Below are 20,699 nucleotides of genomic sequence, written 5' to 3' on the forward strand. Positions count from 1 at the left end.
CTCACGCGACATCCGTCGCCCGAACCGCACCGCCTCACGTTGCGGTGCTGGGACTAGCCCCAGCAGATCTCGCTGCCCTCGGCGGTGTCGATCGACTCGACGCCCTCCTGGGGGTCGTCGGTCACGAGCGCGACACCCGTGTTGAAGAAGTCGAGGCCCTCGGTGTTCTCGGGCACTTCGCCGGTCTTCACGAGGTCGTGGATCGCCTGCACGCCGAGCTCGGCCATCTTGACCGGGTACTGCTGGCTCGTCGCGCCGATGATGCCATCCTTGACGGCGTCGATTCCAGCACAGCCGCCGTCGACCGAGACGACGATGAGACCGTCGGTGGTGCCGCCTGCCTTGAAGGCCTCGTAGGCGCCGTAGGCTGCGGGCTCGTTGATCGTGTAGACCACGTTGATGTCGGAGTTCTTCGAGAGCAGGGTCTCGGCTGCGGTGCGGCCGCCGTCTTCAGCGCCCTGGGATGCCTCGTTGCCGACGATCTCGTACTCGCCTCCCGAGTACGTGCCCGTCTTCGCCTCGTCGCCGTTCTTCGTCTCGTCGCCGACGTCGATGCCCATGCCGTCGAGGAAGCCCTGGTCGCGAGCGACGTCGACCGAGACGACCTTGTCGTCGAAGAGGTCGATGAGCGCGATCGTGGCCTTCTCGCCGCCGAGCTTCGCGGCGGTCCACTTGCCGATCTCCTGGCCGGCGAGGAAGTTGTCGGTGGCGAAGGTGATGTCCACGGACTCGGGGTCACCGGGCGGGGTGTCGAGCGCGATGACGTAGAGGCCGGCGTCGCGGGCCTTCACGAGCGCGTCTTCGACGGCGGGTCCGTTCGGCGTGATCAGGATGCCGGCGTCGCCCTTCGAGATGGCGTTCTCGATGGCCTGGATCTGGGTGTCCTCGTCGCCGTCCTCCTTGCCTGCGGCGAACGTGAGGTCGACGCCGAGGTCTTCGGCGGCGACCTCTGCGCCGTCCTGCATGGCGACGAAGAAGGGGTTGGTGCTCGTCTTCACGATGAGCGAGACGCTGATGTTCTCGTCATCGCCGCCCGCGGTGCCGCCGCCGGTGTCCGAGGACGCGCATCCGGTGAAGGCGAGAGCTGCGGCGGCGGTGAGCGAACCGGCCGTGATGAGTCGGCGACGGAGTGCGCCGGGTGCTGCGTGATTCATCGGTGAATCTCCTCTTGTGTGGGTGACCGTTGCCGCCCTGACAACGATGTCATATCTAGGTCTAGCCTCTTTCGTCATGTACAGTCAAGTCCAGATTGCACATTGGGGAGCTAATTGTGACACCGTTGTCAGACCAGAATTCCGCGGCTCACGGTTCCCGCCGCCCGACCATGCGCCAAGTGGCGGCACTCGCCGGCGTCGGCGTGAAAACCGTCTCACGCGTCATCAACAACGAGCCGAATGTCTCGGCAGCGACGATCGCGAAGGTCATCGCCGCGGCCCGCACCCTCGACTACCAGCCCGACCTGCACGCCGGGAACCTGCGGCGTGCCGACGGACGCACCCGCACGCTCGGCCTCCTCGTCAGCAGTGTCGACAACCCGTTCGCCGGCGCCGTGCATCGCGCCGTCGAAGACGTCGCCCTCGAACGCGGCGTCTCGGTCTTCGCCTCGAGCCTCGACGACGACCCCGACCGCGAACAGGCCGCGGTGTCGGCCTTCCTCCGGCGCCGCGTCGACGGCCTCATCCTCACGACCGTCTCCGAGAGCCAGGCGTACCTCGCGCCCGAGCTCCGGCGCGGCACGCCCGTGGTCTTCGTCGACCGCGAGCCCGCCGGCATCACCTCCGACGCCGTCGTGAGCGACAACTACGACGGCGCCGCCCTCGCCACTCGGCACCTGCTCGAGCGAGAGCACCGGCGCGTCGCCTACCTCGGCGACAAGGCGAACATCCGCACCGCTCGCGAACGCCGTCAGGGTTTCCTCGACGAACTCGGCCGTTTCGGCGTCGCCACGCGCGACGTGCCCGTCATCGAGGGCCTCCACGACGCGGAGACCGCGCGGCTCGCGACGATTGCGCTCTTCGACTCGCCCACTCCGCCGACCGCGATCTTCAGCAGCCAGAACCTCGTGACCATCGGCGTGATCCACGCGCTTCGCGAGCTCGACCGTCATCGTGACACCGCCCTCGTCGGCTTCGACGACGTGCCGCTCGCCGATATGCTCGAGCCCGGCATCACCGTCGTCGCACAGAACCCGCAGCAGATCGGCCGTGTCGCCGCCGAGCGCGTGTTCGCCCGGCTCGACGGCGACGCCTCCCCCGCAGCTCGCACCATCATCCCGACGCGCCTGATCGAGCGCGGCTCGGGCGAGATCCCACCACGCCAGGAAGGCTGACGGATGTCCCACCCCGCCCCCGCTCCATCGACGCAACGGATCACCGTCGTCGGTGACGCCCTCATCGACGAGCTCCGCGATCCCCAGGGCTCCCGCGAATTCGTGGGCGGCGCCGCGCTCAACGTCGCCGTCGGACTCGCGCTCCTCGGCCAAGACGTGACCCTCGTCGCGATGCTCGGCGACGACGAGGCGGCGCAGCACATCCGCTCGTACCTCGACGACTTCGGCGTGCGGCTCGTCGAGAGCCCGTCGGCGCTCGGCACCTCGCGCGCGATCTCGGATCGCACCGACGGCGAGCCGCGATACGAGTTCAACGAAGCGGCACAGCACCGGAGCATCCGCTTCGACGACGCGACTCGAGCGGCGCTCGACGAGGCCGACCTCGTGGTCGTGAGCTGCTTCCCCTTCGACAACGCCGCGCAGTACGCCGAGCTCGTCGACGCGATCGCGCGGCCCGAGGAGCGGGTCATCGTCGACGGGAATCCCCGTGCCGGCATGCTCGCCGATCGCGCCGCGTTCCTCGAGAACTTCGAGGACTTCGCCTCTCGGTCGCTGCTCGCGAAAGTCGGCGACGAAGACGCCGAGCTGCTGCTCGGCGACTCGCTCGACGCGTTCGTCGCCCGGCTCGGCCGGGATCCCGTGGCCGACGACGCGCCGGGCTTCGGTCCGGCGATCCTCGCGACCGCCGGTCGCGAGGGCGCGACCATCCACGACGGCCGGCTCGTGGTGCACGCCGACATCGTCGAGCTCTCCGGCCCGGTCGTCGACACGATGGGCGCCGGTGATGCCACCCTCTCGGCGATCGTGCAGCACATCGCGGAGCGCGGCCTCCCGCAGACGACGATCGCCTGGGAGACGGCACTCCGCGAAGCGATGACCATCGCCGCCGCGACGGTGCGCCACGAGGGCGCGCTGCTTCGCAAGCCCGCGCACGATCCCGTCTACCCGAGCTGACGCCGGGCGATCGAGTCACCACCGTGCGACGCTGCACTCGAGCGCGCACAACTCCGGATGCCGCACGATCGCTCCGCGTGTCCGGATACGTCGAACGGCGTGTCGCCTGGCGAATCCGGAGTTGCGAACACGCTCGGGGCATGTCGAAGTGCGGCGCGTGACGAAGTGCCTCGGCGCGCGGCATCCGTGACCCTTGCAATGGCCACGGACGGACGAAACATCCGACCTTCGACGACCCTCTTGCATTGTCCGCCGGACAGTGCGTAGCGTCACGCCGAACGGATTGACAACGATGTCAACATGACATCGAACTCGCGCGATGGAGGGCGAAACAACACGATGACGAGCAAAACACGTTGGCGGAACGCCGCCGCGGCGATCGCCGTTGCGGCACTCTCGCTGGGCACACTGGCGGCGGCGCCCGCGATGGCCGAGGAGCCGGTGTCAGACCCGGCTGCGGAGCAGTACCGGCCGTACCTGCACTTCTCACCGGAACGCAACTGGATGAACGATCCGAACGGCCTCGTCTACGACGACGGCACCTGGCACCTGTTCTTCCAGCACAACCCGTATGGCACCCGCTGGGGCAACATGAGCTGGGGCCACGCGACGAGCACCGACCTCGCGCACTGGGAGGAGCAGCCGGTCGCGATCCCGCAGACCTTCGACGAGCAGGGCGCCGCGATCGAGGACATCTTCTCGGGATCGGTCGTGGTCGACGAGGGCAACACGAGCGGGTTCGGCACGTCCGAGGACCCGCCGATGGTCGCGATCTACACGAGCGCGTACACCCCGGCGCATCCGACGCACGCCGGCAAGCAGGCGCAATCGCTCGCCTACAGCACCGACGACGGCCAGACCTGGACGAAGTACCAGGGCAACCCCGTGGTCGACCGCGACTCGGCGAACTTCCGCGACCCGAAGGTGATCCGGTACACGGATGCCGCGACCGGCGAGTCGTACTGGGTGATGGTCGCGGTCGAGGCGCTGCAGTACAAGGTCGTGCTGTATCGCAGCGACGACCTGAAGACGTGGACGCACCTCAGCGACTTCGGCCCGGCCAACGCGAAGGGCGGCATCTGGGAGTGCCCCGACCTGTTCCCCCTCGCAGTCGATGGCGACCCGGCGAACACGAAGTGGGTCATGGTCGTGAACCTCAACCCCGGCTCGGTCGCGGGCGGTTCGGGCGGCCAGTACTTCGTCGGGGAGTTCGACGGCACAACCTTCACCTCGGAGAGCACCGTCGCCGACGAGACGCTGCCGGCGGGCGAGGTGTTCGCGGGCTTCAACGGCGGTGACTACGAAGGCTGGACCGTCGCCAACGAGCCCGGCAACTGGGCGAACGGCCCCTGGACGGACGCTCCGGCAACGGGCACGCTGCCAGGGCAGAACCCCGTCTCGGGCTTCGTGGGCGCCGGCCTCGTCAACGGCTTCGCCGACCACGACTGGCCCGTGGGCACGATGGAATCGCCGGCGTTCACGATCGAAGAGCCCCACGTGAACCTGCTCGTCGGCGGCGGCAACCACCCGCACGTCGACGGCACGCAGCTCGGCAACGAGCCGCCCGCGGGGCGCCTGCTGTTCGACGGGTTCGAGTTCGCCGACGGCACGACCCTGGCCGACACCGGCTGGGCGGCGTCGGGCGACTTCACGACCGAGCCGTGGCGCAACCCGTCGACGGCGGGCGGCGACTACTACCTCGGCCAGAAGCGCATCAACACCTGGGAGGGCGGCCCGAAGGGCGACGACAGCCTCGGCGACCTCACGTCGCCGGCGTTCACGATCGCCGATGGTGAAGACCACCTCTCGTTCCTCGTCGGCGGCGGCAAGCGGTTCAACGGCACCCTCGAGGTGCGCCTCCTCGTCGACGGCGAGGTCGTCCGCACGGCCACGGGTCCCGAGGCCGGCCAGCTCAACTGGCAGTCGTGGGATGTCTCGGAGTTCGCCGGTCGCGACGCGAGCTTCCAGGTGCACGACGACGCGACGGGCGGCTGGGGCCACCTCACCGTCGACCACCTCGTGCTCGGCGCAGCGCCCGCGCAGGCTCGCTCCGAGGAGACCTCGGTGAACCTCGTCGTCGACGGCGAGATCGTTCGCAGCGCGACCGGCCGGAACAGCGAGAGCCTCGACTGGACGTCGTGGGACGTGTCGGAGTTCGCCGGCCGCGAGGCATCCGTTCGCATCATCGACAACAACCGCTTCGGTTGGGGTCACGTGCTCGTCGACGAGGTGATGTTCTCGGATGTCCCGGCCGCACCGCGCATCGAGGGCTACGACTGGCTCGACTGGGGCCGCGACTACTACGCGACGGTCTCGTTCAGCAACGCGCCCGACGATCGCCGCGTGATGCTCGGCTGGATGAACAACTGGGACTACGCCAACGACATCCCCACGGGTTCGTGGCGGAGCGCGATGGCCCTGCCACGCGAAGTGTCGCTCGTCTCGACAGCGCGCGGTCCGCGCCTCGTGCAAGACGTCGTGCCCGAGTTCGACGAGCTCGAGCAGACGGAGCTCGCGTACACGGATGCCTCGCGCCCCATCGCGTCGGGCTCCGAGACGCTGCCCGTCGACGGTGAGGTCGTGCGCATCGACGCGGTGATCACACCCGGCGACGCCGAGTCGGTCGGGCTCAGCGTGCTCGGCGACGACGAGTCGGCGACGCGGATCGGGTACGACGCGGCATCCGCTCGCCTCTTCGTCGATCGCCGTGACTCGGGGAGCACGGGCTTCCACCCGGCGTTCGCCTCACTCGACGACGCGCCGGTCGCGCTCGACGACGGGCGCCTCGCGCTCACCGTGTACGTCGACCGCTCGTCGGTCGAGGTGTTCTCGGGCGACGGACGCACGACGATCACCGACCAGGTGTTCCCGAACGCGGGCGCTGATGCGATCAGCCTCTGGGCCGAGGGCGATGGCGCGACGCTCGAGTCGCTCACCGTCACGCCGATGCACGGCGCGATGTATGCAGAGGCGGGTGTCGACGGCGCGACGGCCGCGCCGCCGGTCGCGCAGGTCTCGGCGCTCACCGGCCCGAAGCGCGGGCCCGACGCCGACGGCGACTTCGTCGTCAAGGTGAAGGTCGGCCAGGGCGAGCCGACGACCGTGGTTCGCCTGCTCGAAGACGGCCACGTGATCGATCGGATGTATCGCAGCTCCGACTCGCAGCGCGTGGTCGAATTCCCGATCACGGATGCCGCGCCTGGCGAGCATCGCTACACGGTCGAGCTCGAGAACTCGGCCGGCACCACCGACGGGGGCAGCCTCGTCGTGCGAGTCGCCGGTTGAGCCGTGCGGGTGGGATGCGGCGCTGCTGACCGCTGCGTCCCACCCGCCGTGGAAACGACGTGACGCCGACAGAGAGCGATCGTGAGCGTGGCCTGCTCGATGGCGGCAACCCGAGTGGCCGGAATGACGCGACTCGAGGCTCTTGAACTAAACGTCCGACGAAAGCTTGACGGCGCTCCGTGAGAGCGTGTAACATCGCCGCATTCGCTGACAACGATGTCACCTCGACATCGCCAATTCCCCCAACGAAGGCGACTCCCCCAATGACGACGAAAACCGACTGGCGTACCGCCGCCGCCGCGGCCGGAGCAGTCGCTGCACTCGCCGCGCTCGGCGTGCTCGCAGTAGGCATCATGGGCGCCATGCCCGCGCTGGTCCTCTAGACCACGCCCATCCCGCGCCCGACGAGCCCCCGACCCGCGACGCACAACCCGAAACACCGCCACAGCAGGCATGCGGGTGGGATGCGGCATACTGACCGCCGCGTCCCACCCGCACTCGGATGCCCCGAGGCCCGACGGGGTCTCGGGGCATCCGTGCCCGCGGTTGCTACTGCACCTTGCCGCCAGGATTGACGTCGATGTTGGCCGGGATGTCGGCCCATCCGCCGAGGCCGTCGCTGCCGTACGAGTAGTCGACGGCGCTGGTGTCACCGTCGAGGTCGATCTTCACGGTCGGGGCGAGCGTGCCGCCGCGCACGAAGTTGTCGCTCGTGCCGATCGTGTCGATGAACGACTGAACGAGTCCGCCGGGCATGACGTAGTGCGAGTACGCCTGGAAGTGCCCGGGGTGCTGGTCGACGTTCGGTGCGAACGGCTGGCCGCCGGGGTAGTTGAGGTTGGTCGGGTTGCCGAGCGCCAGGCCGGATCCGTTGTTCAGCGGCTGGAAGTCGCTGCGGATGCCGTCGCCGACGAAGGCGTAGACGCCTTCGGGCCCGTCGATGCCGTCCGCGAATGTGCTGCGGTGGCTGATCGTGAAGAGGTAGGCCTTGCCGTCCTTGAACACGAACTGCGGACGCTCGGTCTGGTCGGTGACGCAGTTCGCCGACAGGATCGGCGGCAGGAACTCCCACTCGGTGAGCTCGTCGTTCTTCGCTTTCGCGAGGCCGATGTTGCCGATCTGGAGGGTCGCGCTCGATGCGTTTACCGCTTCGACGGTCTCGGCGTACGGGTCGCCCTCGCGGTAGCCGAGGTCCTCCGCGTCGCAGGTCGCGGACTCGCGCTGCATCGCCGAGTTGCCCTCGAAGACCATGTAGGTCTCACCCGGGTGCGCCGGGTCCTCGAAGGTGAACGGGTCGCGGAAGTTGAAGTACGGGTTCTGCTCGCCGGTCTGGTAATACGTGCCGTCCGCCTGCAGGAGGTCGGTGACCTTGTCGAAGCCTGTCAGCTTCACGCCGTTCGGGGTGGCGTGCACCTTGCCGACGCTGAGCGCGATGCGCGGGTCGTACGGCTTGACGTCAGCCCCGGCGGCGTCACGGTAGAACGCGACATCCGTGAAGAAGAGCTTGATCTCGCCGCCCTTCATGATGCGCGCCGAACCCGACCACTGGGTCTGGTGGCTGAACGACTGGTCCTCGAAGATCTGACCGGTCACGCCCTCGTCGAAGACGAGGCCGCCATAGGTCCAGCCGCCGTTCTCGGGCCGCTCGTCGGTCGGCACGCCGGCCGGGCGGAAGAAGTAGCCGATCTTCGCGTAGTGGTGGCGCTCGTCGAAGCCGAGGCTGCGGTCGGCCACGAGGGAGAAGATGATCTCCTGGCCGTTGACGCTGTACTGGTTGCCGTCCTCATCGGTCAGCGGCCAGGTGTCCCAGACCCAGACCTGCTCGTTGCTCATGTCGGGGAAGTCCTTCGGCACCTCCGGCATGGTGAGCGAGGCCGGCATCGAGTTCTCGCGCGAAGGCGCGGCCGGGTCGGAGAGCCGCGCGAGCTGGCGGGCGTCGGCGCGGGTCCACTTCGAGGTGAAGTCGTCCTCGGGTGCGTACGCCTCCTGGGTGTGCACGGTGGGCTCCGGGCCGGGCTGCACATCCGGGGCCGCGACGGCTCCCGCCGTGCCGGTGAAGAGGGTCGCGACCAGAACTCCGGTCGTGACCACTCCTCCGGTGATCAGGCGCTTGAAGCGCCGAGTGGGTGTTGACATTTACTCGCCTTTCGTGGTGAACGAACCGACTGCTGCCTGTTGTGCGGGCATGCGATGTTCCGTGGGGATGACCCTGGCCGAAGCCGCGCAGTCGGCATTCGACGGACGCGCGTCCGTCGAACGGATGGATCGGTTCCCGAACGCGGGGACCGTCCATGGGATCGCCGCAGAGTGCGGCGGCAATTGCGTGGAAGGATGCCGCGACCGTATGTGGTCGCGATTACGGCATCCTGCCCCGCATGCCCGAGCCGTTCGGCGTCAGCCGACCGATCGGGAGTCGTGGTGCGTCGTCAGTCCGCGAACTGGATCGCTGGCATGCGCACGGCGTGACCCGGGACGATGCGTGCTCAAAGCACGGTGTGATGTGTTCACGTTCTTCGCTTTCCGTCGTAGACCGATCTGAGCGGTGGACGAATCCTCGAGAACGTGGCGTTGCGCTTCCCCAACAGGAACCTATGCGCAGGCTGACAACGTTGTCAAGCTCGTGGTGGAACCGACGGAACCGTTGTGTTTGCATGCAAAATTCCTTGATCGGTGCTGTGCCGCCGATGGTCGCGCTTCCATGTCGCACCAGCACGGCGATAAAGTTGCAAAACGTTTTGGGTCCCGCTAGCGTGGCCCCGATTCCTCGAGTGGCGCTTGCGCTCCTCCCAACAGACAGCTGCGAAGGCGCACCGCCGATTCCGACGGACCGCCGCTCAAGCGGGTCCCGAGTGTCGTCGGTGCGCGAACCACGACGGAGGATCATGAACCGAACACACCCACGCGACGCGCCGCCCGGCGCGGTCGAGCGTGCGCGTGCGCGACGGTGGCCGAGACTCGCCAAGTGGATCGCGGCTGCGCGCTTACGCGCTCGACGGTGGCCGAGACCGCTCATCTGGGTGACGGTCGCGGTGGCGGCGGTCACCGGCGTGGTGCTCGCACTCGTGCTGGCGCCGGGCGGCCTTCCCGGCGCCGTGGCGCCCACGCCCGAGGCATCCGCCGGCCCGGAGCCCGAGTACCAGCGCCCTGCGGACTGGTCACCGTACCGCCCGGCGGTGCACCTCACACCTGGTGAGCGCTGGATGAACGACCCGCAGCGGCCGTTCTGGCTCGATGGGCGCTGGCATTACTACTACCTCTACAACGCCGACTACCCCGAGGGGAACGGCACGGAGTGGTACCACGCGACCTCCACCGACCTCGTGCACTGGCGCGAGGAGGGCATCGCGATCGAGAAGTACGACAACGGACTCGGCGACATCGAGACCGGCAGCGCCGTGATCGACACCGAGAACACGGCTGGCTTCGGCGCCGGCGCGGTCGTCGCCATCATGACCCAGCAGCTCGAGGGCGTGCAGCGGCAGTCGCTCTTCGTCTCGACCGACGGCGGCTACCGGTTCGAGCCGTACGACGGCAACCCCGTCATGGACAACCCCGGCGAAGCCCACTGGCGCGACCCGAAGATCATCTGGGACGACGCGAGCGGAGCGTGGCTCATGGTGCTCGCCGAGGGGAGCAAGCTCGGCTTCTACACCTCTCCTGACCTCAAGGACTGGACCTACCAGTCGGCGTTCGCACGAGACGACCTCGGCATCCTCGAGTGCCCCGACCTGTTCCAGATGTCCGTCGATGGCGACCCCTCGAACGCGAAGTGGGTGCTCGCGGCCGGCGTCAACGGCGGCGAGCACGGCATGACGACGGGTACCGCCTATTGGACTGGCGAGTGGGACGGCGCGTCGTTCGTCGCCGACGACCAGGAACCCAAGTGGCTCGATCGAGGCGCCGACTTCTACGCGACGGTCACCTGGGACGACCCCCGTCTGCCCGAGGCCGAACGGCTCGCCTCCCGATACGCGATCGGATGGCTCAACAACTGGGCGTACGCGGGCGACCTCCCGACCGAGGACTGGCATGGCGGCGCCGACTCGATCGTGCGCGAGCTCGGGCTGCGCACCGTCGACGGGCGACCCACGCTCGTCTCAACTCCTGCCGACGCGATCAAGACGCTCGAGGGGGAGCCGCAGACCGCCCGGAACCTGCGCGTGACGGATGCCGTGACGGATGCCGCAGCGACACCGCTCCCCCAGCCGAGCTCCGACGCCTACCGCCTCCGCCTCGAGGTCGCGCCCGACCCGACCGATCCCGCCTCTGAGGTGCGGTTCCGCATCAAGGAGGGCGACGGCTCGTTCGCCACCGTCGGCGTCGACTTCGAGGCAGGCGTCGCCTTCGTGTCACGCGACGCGGATGCCGCAGCCGCCGACATGCCCGACATCTACCGCGAGACCCGCACGGCTCCTGCGCCGATTCGAGACGGGGTCGTGACCCTCGACCTCGTCGTGGACGCCTCCTCGGTGGAGGTCTTCGTGAACGGTGGCGAGTCGGCGCTGTCGAGCCTCGTCTTCGGTGCACCGCGCGCGAACGGACTCTCGGTCGAGTCGGTCGGCGGGGTCACCGGGCTCCGCTCCCTTCGGCTCGCGCCTCTGGCGGTCGCGAAGGTCGAGCGGGCCACGGACGTCGCGGGCTGAGCCAGCGCGCCGCGCGCACTCATTCCGCCGATCGAGTTGCCACTTGAGGCCGTTGAGACGAGATCAATGCGGCCAGAACTGGCAACTCGGGGTGTCCTGGCTCGCGAGGTGGGCCGGCGTCAGCTCAGCGCGCCAGCCCGGTACGCGGCTTCGGTGCGGGTCGCGGCGCCGAGCTTGCGGAGGATCGCCGAGACGTGCACGCTCGCCGTCTTGCCGCTGATGAAGAGTCGCTCGCCGATCTGCCGGTTGCTGAGGCCCTCGGCGATGAGCTCGAGCACCTGCCGCTCGCGCGCGGTGAGTTCGGCCGTGGCCGCCCCATCGGCGTCGGATGCTGCAGAGCCGGCCACACCGCCGGCTGCAGCCACGAGGCCCGCGCCGCCGCCAACGCCGTCGAGGGCGATGCCCGCCGCCGCGGCGACCCGCACGACGCGATCGCGCACGGCACCGACTCCCCCGGATTCGGACATGTCGAGGGATGCCTGGAGCGATGCGCGCGCGGCGGGCCGATCGGCGCCCCCGAGCTCGGCCTCGGCCTGCCGGAGGAGCGCGTAGGGCGCAAGGAAGCCGGGAGCGGTGGATGCCGCGGACGCCTCGACCGCGGAACGCCACGCCGCGATGTCGGTGCCGGGCACGCCCGCACCGGCACCATCGGATGCCTCGGCGAGCTCGGCCTCGAAGAACGCGCCCCAAATCGGGTGGCTCGGCCAGAACGTCATCCGATCGAGCAGCGCTCGGAACGCCGGAGCGGCGGCCTCGACCTCGGACGCGGTGGCATCGGTGACGGCGCGCGGCCTGGCCCGCACTGCGGCGATGACGCGAGCGGCCGCCCACAGGTAGGGCAACGCGTAGCCGGGAAGCGGCGGATGGATCTCGTCGAGGATGCACCGCGCCTCGCGCCACGCGCCGGGCAGGTCGTCGTTGGCGAGGGCGAGTTCGATGGCCACGCGCCCGACACCCAGCCGAGTCTGCATCTCGACCTCCATCACGCCGAGGAGCGACGAGCGCACCCTGCGGTAGAGGTCGGTCGCGCCTGCCGTGTCGCCGCGCCAGAGCATCGCCCAGATGCGCGCCCGGAGCACGTAGACGTTGAACGGCGTCGGCGCGTCGAGGGCGAGCGCGCGGTCGATGAGCTCCTCGGCGCGCTCCCATTCACCGAGTGCGAAGAGCGGATCGACCGCGTTCGACGCGAGGATGACGCCCGAGCTTCGCTCGACGCCCTGCTCACGTGCTCGCGCCAGGCCCTCTTCGGCGAGGCGCACGGCCTCGCGGTGATTGCCGATGAGGTAGTGCATGTCGGACGCATTCACCCAGTAGCGCAGGAGCGCCCCGCCGTCGCCCTCGGCGAGCTCGCGGGCGCGCTCGACGAGCGCAACGCCCTGCTCGACCTCGCCGCGTGCGGCACGGCTGACACCCGCGATGTTCGTGGCGACCGAGGTGTACCGCGGCGAGCCGGCGCCGGCCGCGACGTCGATCGCCTGGTCGGCCATGTCGACGGCGTCGTCGAGCCGGCCGTCGATCATGAGCCGACCGGCGAGCGCTGTGAGCACCGTGGCCCGAAGCTCATCCGCACCCGAGTCGCCGAGGACCTCGAGCGCCTCCTCGAGGGTCTCGATCGAGCCCGGCCTGCCGAGGTTCCCGAGGTACAGCGCCTTGTCGCGAAGGAGCCGCGGATACTGCGGTTCATCGCGCGGGCACTCGGCGAGCGCGGCCTTGATGAGTGCGAGGCTGCGTTCGCCCTCGCCCGCGTTGCGGAGATGCGAGGCGGTGCGACCCATGAGCTCGAGCTTGCCCATGCCGGCAGCCGCGACCGGGTCGGGAACGACGTCCCACAGGCCGAGGGCTCGTTCGCCGAGCTGTGCTGCGGTGGCGTACGCGGCGGCGGCACGGGCCTCGCGCATGGCCTGCATCGTTGCGGGGAAGGCGCGCGCTGCGTCGTGCGCGCCGAGCCAGTGGTAGGAGATCTCGGCGGCGAGGCGCCGCGTGCCTGTGGCGGCGGCGGCCTCGTAGGCCTCGGCATAGCGCGCGTGGAACCGCGCCCGCTCGCCTGGCAGCAGGTCGGCGAGGATCGCCTCGCGCACGAGCGCATGCCGGAAGGCGTAGTCGTCGCCCTCGATCATGAGCACGCCCGCGAGCACGCTCTCGCGTGCCGCCGTGTCGAGCTCGTCGGGCGTGCCGTCGTGCACCGCTGCGAGGAGGGCGTGCGAGATGCGCACCCCGCCCGTGGCCACGAGGCGCAGCAGCTCCTGCGCCGACTCGGAGAGCCGCTCGTACCGGGCGAGCAGGAGTTCGCGCAGCGTGTCGGGCACCTCGCCCTCGTCGCGGCATCCGTCGATGCCGACGAGCTCCTCGACGAAGAACGGCACGCCGTCGCTGCGGCGGAACACCGTGTCGAAGACGCTCTCGCTCGGCGCCTCGTCGGCCATGAGCGACTTCGCGAGCTTGCGCACCTGCGCGCGAGTGAGCCGGCCGAGTTCGCGGCGCTCGACCCAGCGGTCGCGCTCGGCTTCAGAGAGGAACGTGCGCACCGGATGCCCCCGCGTCACGTCTTCGCTGCGGTAGGTCAGGACCGTCAGCACGCGGCTCGACCCGAGCGCGCGCATGAGGAAGCGGAGCAGGGTCAGGCTCGCGGCGTCGATCCAGTGCAGGTCTTCGATCATGAAGACGATCGGCCGCTCGCGCGAGAACGTCTCGAGGAGCACCGCGATCGCCTCGTGCAGCTGTCCGCTGGCGATGCCCGCGCCGGGGGCGCCGACGTCGCCGGACTCGGATGCCGCGAGCTCGGGAAGGAGTGCCACGAGTGCCGCGCGACCAGGGCCGACGGCCTCGAGCACGCGCGAGGCGCCCTCTTCGGCCACCAGGGTGCGGAGCGCCGTCTTCACCGGCGCATACGGCGCCGCGACGCTGCCAAGGTCGACGCACTGGCCGGCGAGCAGCCGGACGTCTGGCGCGAGCCCCGCCGTGAACTCGCGCACGAGCCGGGTCTTGCCGATGCCCGCCTCGCCGCCGATGATGACGGTGAACGGCGCACCGGCGCGCACCTCGTCGAGGCGTGCTTCGAGCCTCGCGAGGTCGGCGTGTCGGCCGATCATGGCCGGCGCTGACATGGTCACTGATTCATCGTCCCACGTACCGCCGACACCGAGGGAGGCCGCGTCGAGCGCGGCGACCCGCGCCGTCACCGCAGGGCGAGGCGAACCGCGAAATGGTGGCCGCGGTTGCGGCTCGGCGCTGCCTCGGGCGACGACGTCGCGTCGCCCGAGCGCCGCGCCTCGATGCTGCGCCGCACCGCGAGCTCCCGCTCGGCGCGGTGCACGTCGGCGTTGTGCATCTGCAGGGCGACGAGATCAGCCGAGAACTGCATGATTCCTCCAGGTTTTCGATCCGGCCTCTCCGACCGGATGCCTCAAGCGTGCTCGCTAAGGCCCCACCCGCTCATCGGGCGATCGCCCTATTTCTCCGCATGAGGCGGCGGGCACACCTCAGACCGTGGAGTTCCACGGCCTGAGGAGGGTGGGATCGAGCGCGACCGGTCGTTCTTCAGCTCAGCGCTGCAGCGTCGGCGTACGGTGGTAGCCGTCGCGCCGGAACTGCACGAACGCAGCGGCGATCGCCAGTGCGGCGATCAGTCCGATGACGAGCATGGTTGCGAACATCACGCACCCCCTTTCCAACAGTCGAGTCTTCGGTTCGCGGGATTCGGTGTCGCCAGTGCCGCCACCGATTTCGGCGTCAGGGTGCCGGGAGGTGTCAGCCCGGAGGGGACGGGCGCTCCCCAGGCGCGCCGCAGCGGCACCACGCCGGCCCAGGTCGTGTGGTCCTCGCCGTCGTCGGCCGCCTCAGACGGCCCGGCCGCTCGTACCTTCATGACCACGTCGTCGAGCGGGAGGCGCAGCACGCGAGTGGCGGCGACCTCCTTGCGGGTCATGGCGCGCACCTCGGCGGAGCGGCCCGGCATGAGCTTTTCCGAGAGCGCCAGGAGGGCGGCATCCGCTCGCTCGCCCTCGACCGGTTCGAACACCCCGTAGACGACCGCACTGCGGTAGTTCATCGAGCTGTCGAAGAGCGAGCGCGCGAATACGAGCCCGTCGAGCGCGGTGACGGCGAAGGCCACCGTCGCTCCCTCAGCCGCGGCGCGCAGGGCGAACCCGCCGCCGGTCGAGCCGTGCACGAGCACGTGGTCGCCGTCGCGCGCGAATCCCATCGGCACGACGACGGGCCTGCCGTCGACGGATGCCGCGAGGTGACCGACGAGTTCGGTGTCGAGCAGCTCGAACAGCGTGTCGCGGTCGTGGGTCTGGCGTTCGGCGAGGCGGCGGATGCGCCGCTGGGCACTGGTGTTCGTCATGGTCACGCTGCTAGTGTCGCGGGCATACTGGTCGCCTCGGCAGTCCACTTCACGCGGCAACGACCAGTCCAGTTGAGGAGTATGCATGGACGGCCCTCTGCTCGTCATCGACCGCGACGCCGCGCAGCCGATCGGCGTGCAGCTCGTCGCCGGACTCCGACGCGGCATCCTCACGGGTGCGCTGCGCCCCGGCGATCCGGTTCCGTCGACGCGGGCGCTCGCGTCGGAGCTCGGCGTCTCGCGCAGCGCGGTCGTCGCGGCGTTCGAGCAACTCGCCGGCGAGGGCTACCTCGAGATGCGGCAAGGAGCGGCCACGCGCGTCGCGGCGATCGAGCACGAGCGGGCGGCCGTCGCGGCGAGCCCGGCTGCGCCGACAGCACCCACGAGACCCGGCGGAGAGGCGGTCGGATCGACGGATGCCGCGGTGCCGCTGAGTCCCGGCGGCGTCCTCCGTGCGCGTCTCGACCTGATCCCCGGGCGCCCCTCGACGGCTCGCCTCGACACCCGCGCCTGGCGCGCGGCATGGCGGCACGCCGCATCGCTCGAGATCCCGTCGGAGTCGCCGCCGCCGTTCGGGGTGCCGAGCCTGCGCGCCGAGATCGCCGACCACCTGCGGCAGGCCCGCGGGGTGGCATGCTCGGCCGACGACGTGGTCGTCACGTCGGGAACGAGCGAGGCCGCGGCACTCGTGGCGTCCGCTCTCCGCATCGTCGTCGACGGCACGCCGGTGATCGCCGTCGAGCATCCCGGTTACCCCCTGGCCCGCCGTTCGCTCGAGAACCGCGGCGCCCGCACGGTGCCGATCGGTGTCGACGCCGACGGACTCGTCGTCGAATCGCTCGTACGGATGCCGCAACCGCTGCATGCCGTGATGGTCACGCCGAGTCACCAGTACCCGATCGGCGGGCGGCTTCCCGTGGCCGCGCGGCTCGAGTTGCTCGAGTGGGCACGCGCCGCCGACGCGCTCGTCATCGAAGACGACTACGACAGCGAGTTCCGCCACCTCGGCGCACCCCTGCCCGCGCTCGCCTCGCTCGATCATGGGGAGCACGTGGTGCTCGTGGGCAGCTTCTCGAAGGTGGTCACCCCGTGGCTCCGCATCGGCTACCTCGTGCTGCCGCGGAGCGCGAGCGTTCGCGAGGCGATCGGCGACATCAGGGCGAGCGAGTTGTGCCCGGTGCCCGGTGTCGCACAAGAGGCGGTCGCGGCGCTGCTCGCGAGCGGCGCCGTGCGCCGGCACATCGCCACGGCCCGGCGCGACTACGCGCATCGGCGGCAGCTCGTGCTGCATGCCCTCGACGGCATAGACCGGGCACCCCTCTCGGCGCTCGACGGCGGGCTGCACGCGGTGGTGCGGCTCGCGAGCCACGCGGTATCCGTCGCCGTCGTCGCCCGGCTCGCCGCCGAAGGGGTGGGCGTTGCGCCGCTCGCCGACTACTCGGCGGTGCCCGGTGACGAAGAGCCCGGCATCGTGATCGGGTACGCGAGCCCGAGCGACACGCACCTCGCCGAGGGCCTCGATCGCATTCGCGAGGCGCTGCTCGCGCTCGCCTGAGCACGCCGGCGATGACGGGCGAAAATGCTCAGGTCAGCTGCCAAAAACGTGGACCGAACTCCCAGCGAATGTCAAGGGTCTACGCAAATGGGGCCAGTCGTGGTGCAGTTGAACTGCAGTCGCGACGAGATCGCGACCAACCGAAGGAGGCAGACCATGAGTGAAACCAGGAGCGTCGCCGACCGCGGCTACGCAGAGACAGCAGTGCAGAAAACCGCACTGGTCGTCGGGATCGTGTTCCTCCTCGTCGGCATCGCGGGATTCATCCCCGGACTCACGACCGGCGTCGAGACCATGACCTTCGCAGGCCACGAATCAGGTGCCCTGCTCCTCGGTGTATTCCAAGTGTCGATTCTCCACAACATCGTGCACCTGCTCTTCGGTGTCGCCGGCCTGGCCTTCGCCCGAAGCGCGGCCGGATCGCGGAACTTCCTGATCTGGGGCGGTGTGGTGTATCTCGTGCTCTGGGTCTACGGCCTCATCGTGACCGGTGACCACCCCGCGAACTTCGTGCCGATGAACGCCGCAGACGGCTGGCTGCACCTCGCGCTCGGCGTCGGTATGGTCCTTCTCGGCATCTTCGTCGGGCGGAACCTGGCGACGACCAGGGCGCGCGAGCCACGCGGACGCACAGCGGTATGACGGTCGCGTGATCGAGCCAGGTGGTCGGTCGGAAGGCCGGCCACCTGCCCGCGCCGTGCGTTCCGACCGTTCTTTCCGACTGCGCTTTCCACAGGTGCGTGTCGGCGGGCGGGGCTAGCCTGCTGGCATGAGCCGATGTGGCATCGTGCTCGCCGATGGGCACCCGTGCTTGGGGGCGGTCGACGCCGATGCGCCGCTGAACCTGTGCAACGAGCACCTGCTCGTGGCCTACGACTGGGTCGCGCGCGACGCCGGCGTCGTCGACCTGCTGCCGAGTCCGTGCCTGGCGTGCGGCTCGCGCATCGGCGTGCGGTATCCGTCGGGGTGGCTCTGCGCCGAATGCGAGTGGCGGGTGGGCGACATCCCCGACGACGAGTTCGAGCGTCCGAGGGTCGAGGTCGTCTACTACATCCGGTATCGCGACCAGATCAAGATCGGCACCTCGGCGAATCCCCGGCTCCGGCTCGCGGGCATTCCGCACGACGTGGTGCTCGCGTTCGAGCGCGGCGGCCGCGCCCTCGAGCGGCGACGACACGAGCAGTTCGCGGCGCACCGCTACCCCGGCACCGAGTGGTTCGCCGTGCACGACGCGCTCCTGGCGCATCTCGCCGAGGTCGGTGTGGGCGTCGACGACCCCTGGCTGGAGTACGAGCGCTGGCGTCTGCGGCAATCGGCGCTCCGCGGGTAGCTGTACTCGGCGGCCCACCAGATGACGTCTACTTCGCGATGGTGATCGAAGTCGCTCCGGTCGCGATCGTGGTGGTGTCGAGCGTGACGGTGATCGTGATGGGCACGGTCGATCCGGCGGCAAGGGTCTTCGGTGATCTCACGGTCGCGATGAAGATTGCCTTGGCCGGGTCGTAGACGGCACAGACCGGGGCCTGATCGGCGAGCGTGACCGTCGCACCGCAATCGGAGCTCAGTTGCGCGGCGAGGTCGGCGGAGATCGGCTGGCCGCCGGCGCCGGTGAGGGTGAACTTCACCGGGATGGTGGAGCCGGCCTTGTATTTCGCCTTCGTCGGCGAGAGCTTCGTGACGCTGAACCCGACCGCATAGTCGACGGTCACCGAGGTGGGGTTGCCCGCGACATCCGTGGCAGTGCAGCTGAGCGTCTGCGCGCCGGCGGTGGAGGTGTCGACCGCTCCGCAGGAGGAGGAGGCGATTCCGGATGTCTCGTCGGAGGCGTTGGGCGTCGCGGTCACGGTCGCGCCGAACGCGACCAGGGTGCCGCCGAGGTTCGGTGACAGGGTCGGGGCGAGCGCGGGCGCGACCGTGTCGACCTTCACGGTGTAGTCGGCGTCGCCGGTGTTGCCGGCGAGGTCCAGACAGGTCGCCTGCAGGGTGAGCTCGCCTTCCCCGGTGCTCGTGGACGTCGTCGTGCAGTTGTCAGGGTCGATTCCCGAGCCGCCGGCCTCGTCGGACCAGTTCCAGTCCACGGTGACGTCGGTGGTGTTCCAGCCGGCGCCGTTCGCGACGGGCGACTGCGTTGGCGCCGCGGTGGGCGCGGCCAGATCAGTTGCGTCGGCGACGACCGCCAGCGAGTGGAAGCTGCCAGCGGCGATCGCGGTGACGTCGGTTAGGCCCACCGGGACGGTGGCCTGCCCGTAGGCGTTGTCGCCCCAGGCGGTGACGGTGCCGTCGGAGTTCAGCGCCAGCGAGTGGCGGATGCCGGCGGCGATCGCGGTGACGCCGGTCAGGCCCACCGGGACGGTGGCCTGCCCGTAGGCGTTGGCGCCCCAGGCGGTGACGGTGCCGTCGTTGTTCAGCGCCAGCGAGTGAGCGCCGCCGGCGGCGATCGCGGTGACGCCAGTCAGGCCCGCTGGGACGGTGGCCTGCCCGTCGCCGTTGGCGCCCCAGGCGGTGACGGTGCCGTCGGCTTTCAGCGCCAGCGAGTGGTAGAGACCCGCGGCGATCGCGGTGACGTCGGTTAGCCCCTCCGGGACGGTGGTCTGCCCGTAGAGGTTGTAGCCCCAGGCGGTGACGGTGCCGTCGGCTTTCAGCGCCAGGGAGTGGAAGCCGCCGGCGGCGATCGCGGTGACGTCGGTCAGGCCCGGGGGGACGGTGGTCTGCCCGTCGCCGTTCCAGCCCCAGGCGGTGACGGTGCCGTCGGATTTGAGCGCCAGCGAGTGGTAGAGGCCCGCGGCGATCGCGGTGACGTCGGTAAGGCCCGGGGGGACGGTGGTCTGCCCGTCGCTGTTCCAGCCCCAGGCGGAGACGGTGCCGTCGGATTTCAGCGCCAGCGAGTGGTGGAGGCCCGCGGCGATCGCGGTGACGTCGGTCAGGCCCGCGGGGACGGTGGTCTGCCCTTGGCTGTTGTCGCCCCAGCCGGTGACGGTACCCGAAGCGCCCGCTCCCGACCCGGCTACCGTCGCGCCGACCTGACTCGCGCCCGCCGGTCCCACGGGCCCGGCCACGAACAGGCCGACGATCATCACGAGGCCAGCCGCAACAGCACCCGTACGGAACCCCGCACCATTCGACATCTTCGACTGCGTCATCATCGACCACCCATCATCAGCGGGCGGTCGGGAAGTCCCTCATAGAGAGGCGACCACGGGCGGAACACTTCAAAAATACCACCCTGCTGCCGCGCGGGGCAGACCCAGTTCTGGCGCTCACTCCGGTGCAACCCCGTCGGCGATGTCGCCAGCGGGCGCCAGCGCCGACGCGCTGAGATATCGACCGACGGATAGAGTGGTGCGACGGGCGCCGCAACGGGGGGCGCCCTCGGCATCGGCGGGGGGCCGTGTGGGGCGCAAGATCGGTATGGCAGCGGCATCCGCGAGCCTTTCGGCATTACTCCTGAGCGGATGCACCGCAGCCCCGATACCCACACCGCCACCCGTGACGATCACGGCGACGGTCACCGCGACGCCCACGCCCGAGCCGACGGCCGCTCCGGCGCCGCCGCCTGCCGCGGAACCCGCGCCGCCGCCCGAGCCCGTG

General features: G+C 70.0%; 13 protein-coding genes. 7 read left to right on the forward strand and 6 right to left on the reverse strand.

Features of this window, described 5'->3' with window-relative positions; all coding sequences use genetic code 11:
- Positions 1-53: 53 nt before the first annotated feature.
- Positions 54-1,154 (reverse strand): substrate-binding domain-containing protein, encoded by a 1,101-nt coding sequence (locus tag ESP51_RS01140; RefSeq protein ID WP_129519033.1) that lies wholly within the window; start codon positions 1,152-1,154, stop codon positions 54-56.
- A gap of 170 nt (positions 1,155-1,324) precedes the next feature.
- Here ESP51_RS01140 and ESP51_RS01145 point away from each other — a divergent pair, with 170 nt between their 5' ends.
- The 3 genes from ESP51_RS01145 (at position 1,325) to ESP51_RS01155 (ending at position 6,568) form a co-directional block, all read left to right on the forward strand.
- On the forward strand, positions 1,325-2,329 hold the full coding sequence (locus ESP51_RS01145; protein WP_129519065.1) for a LacI family DNA-binding transcriptional regulator: 1,005 nt from the start codon (positions 1,325-1,327) through the stop codon (positions 2,327-2,329).
- A 3-nt stretch (positions 2,330-2,332) separates the two neighbouring features.
- Positions 2,333-3,283, forward strand: a complete 951-nt coding sequence (locus ESP51_RS01150; protein ID WP_129519034.1) for a carbohydrate kinase family protein — start codon at positions 2,333-2,335, stop codon at positions 3,281-3,283.
- Between the two features lie 339 nt (positions 3,284-3,622).
- Entirely contained in the window at positions 3,623-6,568 is a 2,946-nt protein-coding gene (locus tag ESP51_RS01155) for a GH32 C-terminal domain-containing protein (protein WP_129519035.1), read from the forward strand.
- A 549-nt stretch (positions 6,569-7,117) separates the two neighbouring features.
- Here the strand turns inward: ESP51_RS01155 and ESP51_RS01160 are convergent.
- Positions 7,118-8,704 (reverse strand): glycoside hydrolase family 68 protein, encoded by a 1,587-nt coding sequence (locus ESP51_RS01160; protein ID WP_129519036.1) that lies wholly within the window; start codon positions 8,702-8,704, stop codon positions 7,118-7,120.
- Positions 8,705-9,450: 746 nt separating this feature from the next.
- Here ESP51_RS01160 and ESP51_RS01165 point away from each other — a divergent pair.
- A complete protein-coding gene (locus tag ESP51_RS01165) occupies positions 9,451-11,211 on the forward strand; it encodes a glycoside hydrolase family 32 protein (RefSeq protein ID WP_129519037.1) in 1,761 nt (586 codons plus the stop codon).
- 119 nt (positions 11,212-11,330) lie between these two features.
- Here the strand turns inward: ESP51_RS01165 and ESP51_RS01170 are convergent, their stop codons facing one another.
- The 3 genes from ESP51_RS01170 to ESP51_RS01180 all read right to left on the reverse strand — a co-directional run bounded on the left by ESP51_RS01170 (position 11,331) and on the right by ESP51_RS01180 (position 15,556).
- Positions 11,331-14,315, reverse strand: coding sequence for a helix-turn-helix transcriptional regulator (locus tag ESP51_RS01170; RefSeq protein WP_241842911.1), 2,985 nt, complete (start codon positions 14,313-14,315; stop codon positions 11,331-11,333).
- A gap of 71 nt (positions 14,316-14,386) precedes the next feature.
- Positions 14,387-14,572 (reverse strand): hypothetical protein, encoded by a 186-nt coding sequence (locus tag ESP51_RS01175; RefSeq protein ID WP_129519039.1) that lies wholly within the window; start codon positions 14,570-14,572, stop codon positions 14,387-14,389.
- 291 nt (positions 14,573-14,863) lie between these two features.
- Complete coding sequence (locus ESP51_RS01180) at positions 14,864-15,556, reverse strand: pyridoxamine 5'-phosphate oxidase family protein (protein ID WP_129519040.1); 693 nt, start codon at positions 15,554-15,556, stop codon at positions 14,864-14,866.
- Between the two features lie 85 nt (positions 15,557-15,641).
- Between ESP51_RS01180 and pdxR the strand changes: the two genes are divergently transcribed.
- From pdxR to ESP51_RS01195, 3 genes are all read left to right on the forward strand, one after another.
- Positions 15,642-17,111, forward strand: a complete 1,470-nt coding sequence (gene pdxR / locus ESP51_RS01185; RefSeq protein WP_129519041.1) for a MocR-like pyridoxine biosynthesis transcription factor PdxR — start codon at positions 15,642-15,644, stop codon at positions 17,109-17,111.
- Between the two features lie 156 nt (positions 17,112-17,267).
- The gene (locus ESP51_RS01190; protein ID WP_129519042.1) at positions 17,268-17,753 is read left to right on the forward strand and encodes a DUF4383 domain-containing protein; all 486 of its coding nucleotides are present in this window, start codon (positions 17,268-17,270) and stop codon (positions 17,751-17,753) included.
- Between the two features lie 127 nt (positions 17,754-17,880).
- Entirely contained in the window at positions 17,881-18,441 is a 561-nt protein-coding gene (locus ESP51_RS01195; protein WP_206737144.1) for a GIY-YIG nuclease family protein, read from the forward strand.
- 28 nt (positions 18,442-18,469) lie between these two features.
- Here the strand turns inward: ESP51_RS01195 and ESP51_RS20820 are convergent, their stop codons facing one another.
- Positions 18,470-20,254: a hypothetical protein gene (locus ESP51_RS20820; protein WP_206737145.1), complete on the reverse strand. Its 1,785-nt coding sequence runs from the start codon at positions 20,252-20,254 to the stop codon at positions 18,470-18,472.
- Between the last annotated feature and the right edge of the window lie 445 nt (positions 20,255-20,699).

Origin of the sequence: Agromyces albus, assembly GCF_004134825.1 — a bacterium.
Taxonomy (GTDB): domain Bacteria; phylum Actinomycetota; class Actinomycetes; order Actinomycetales; family Microbacteriaceae; genus Agromyces; species Agromyces albus.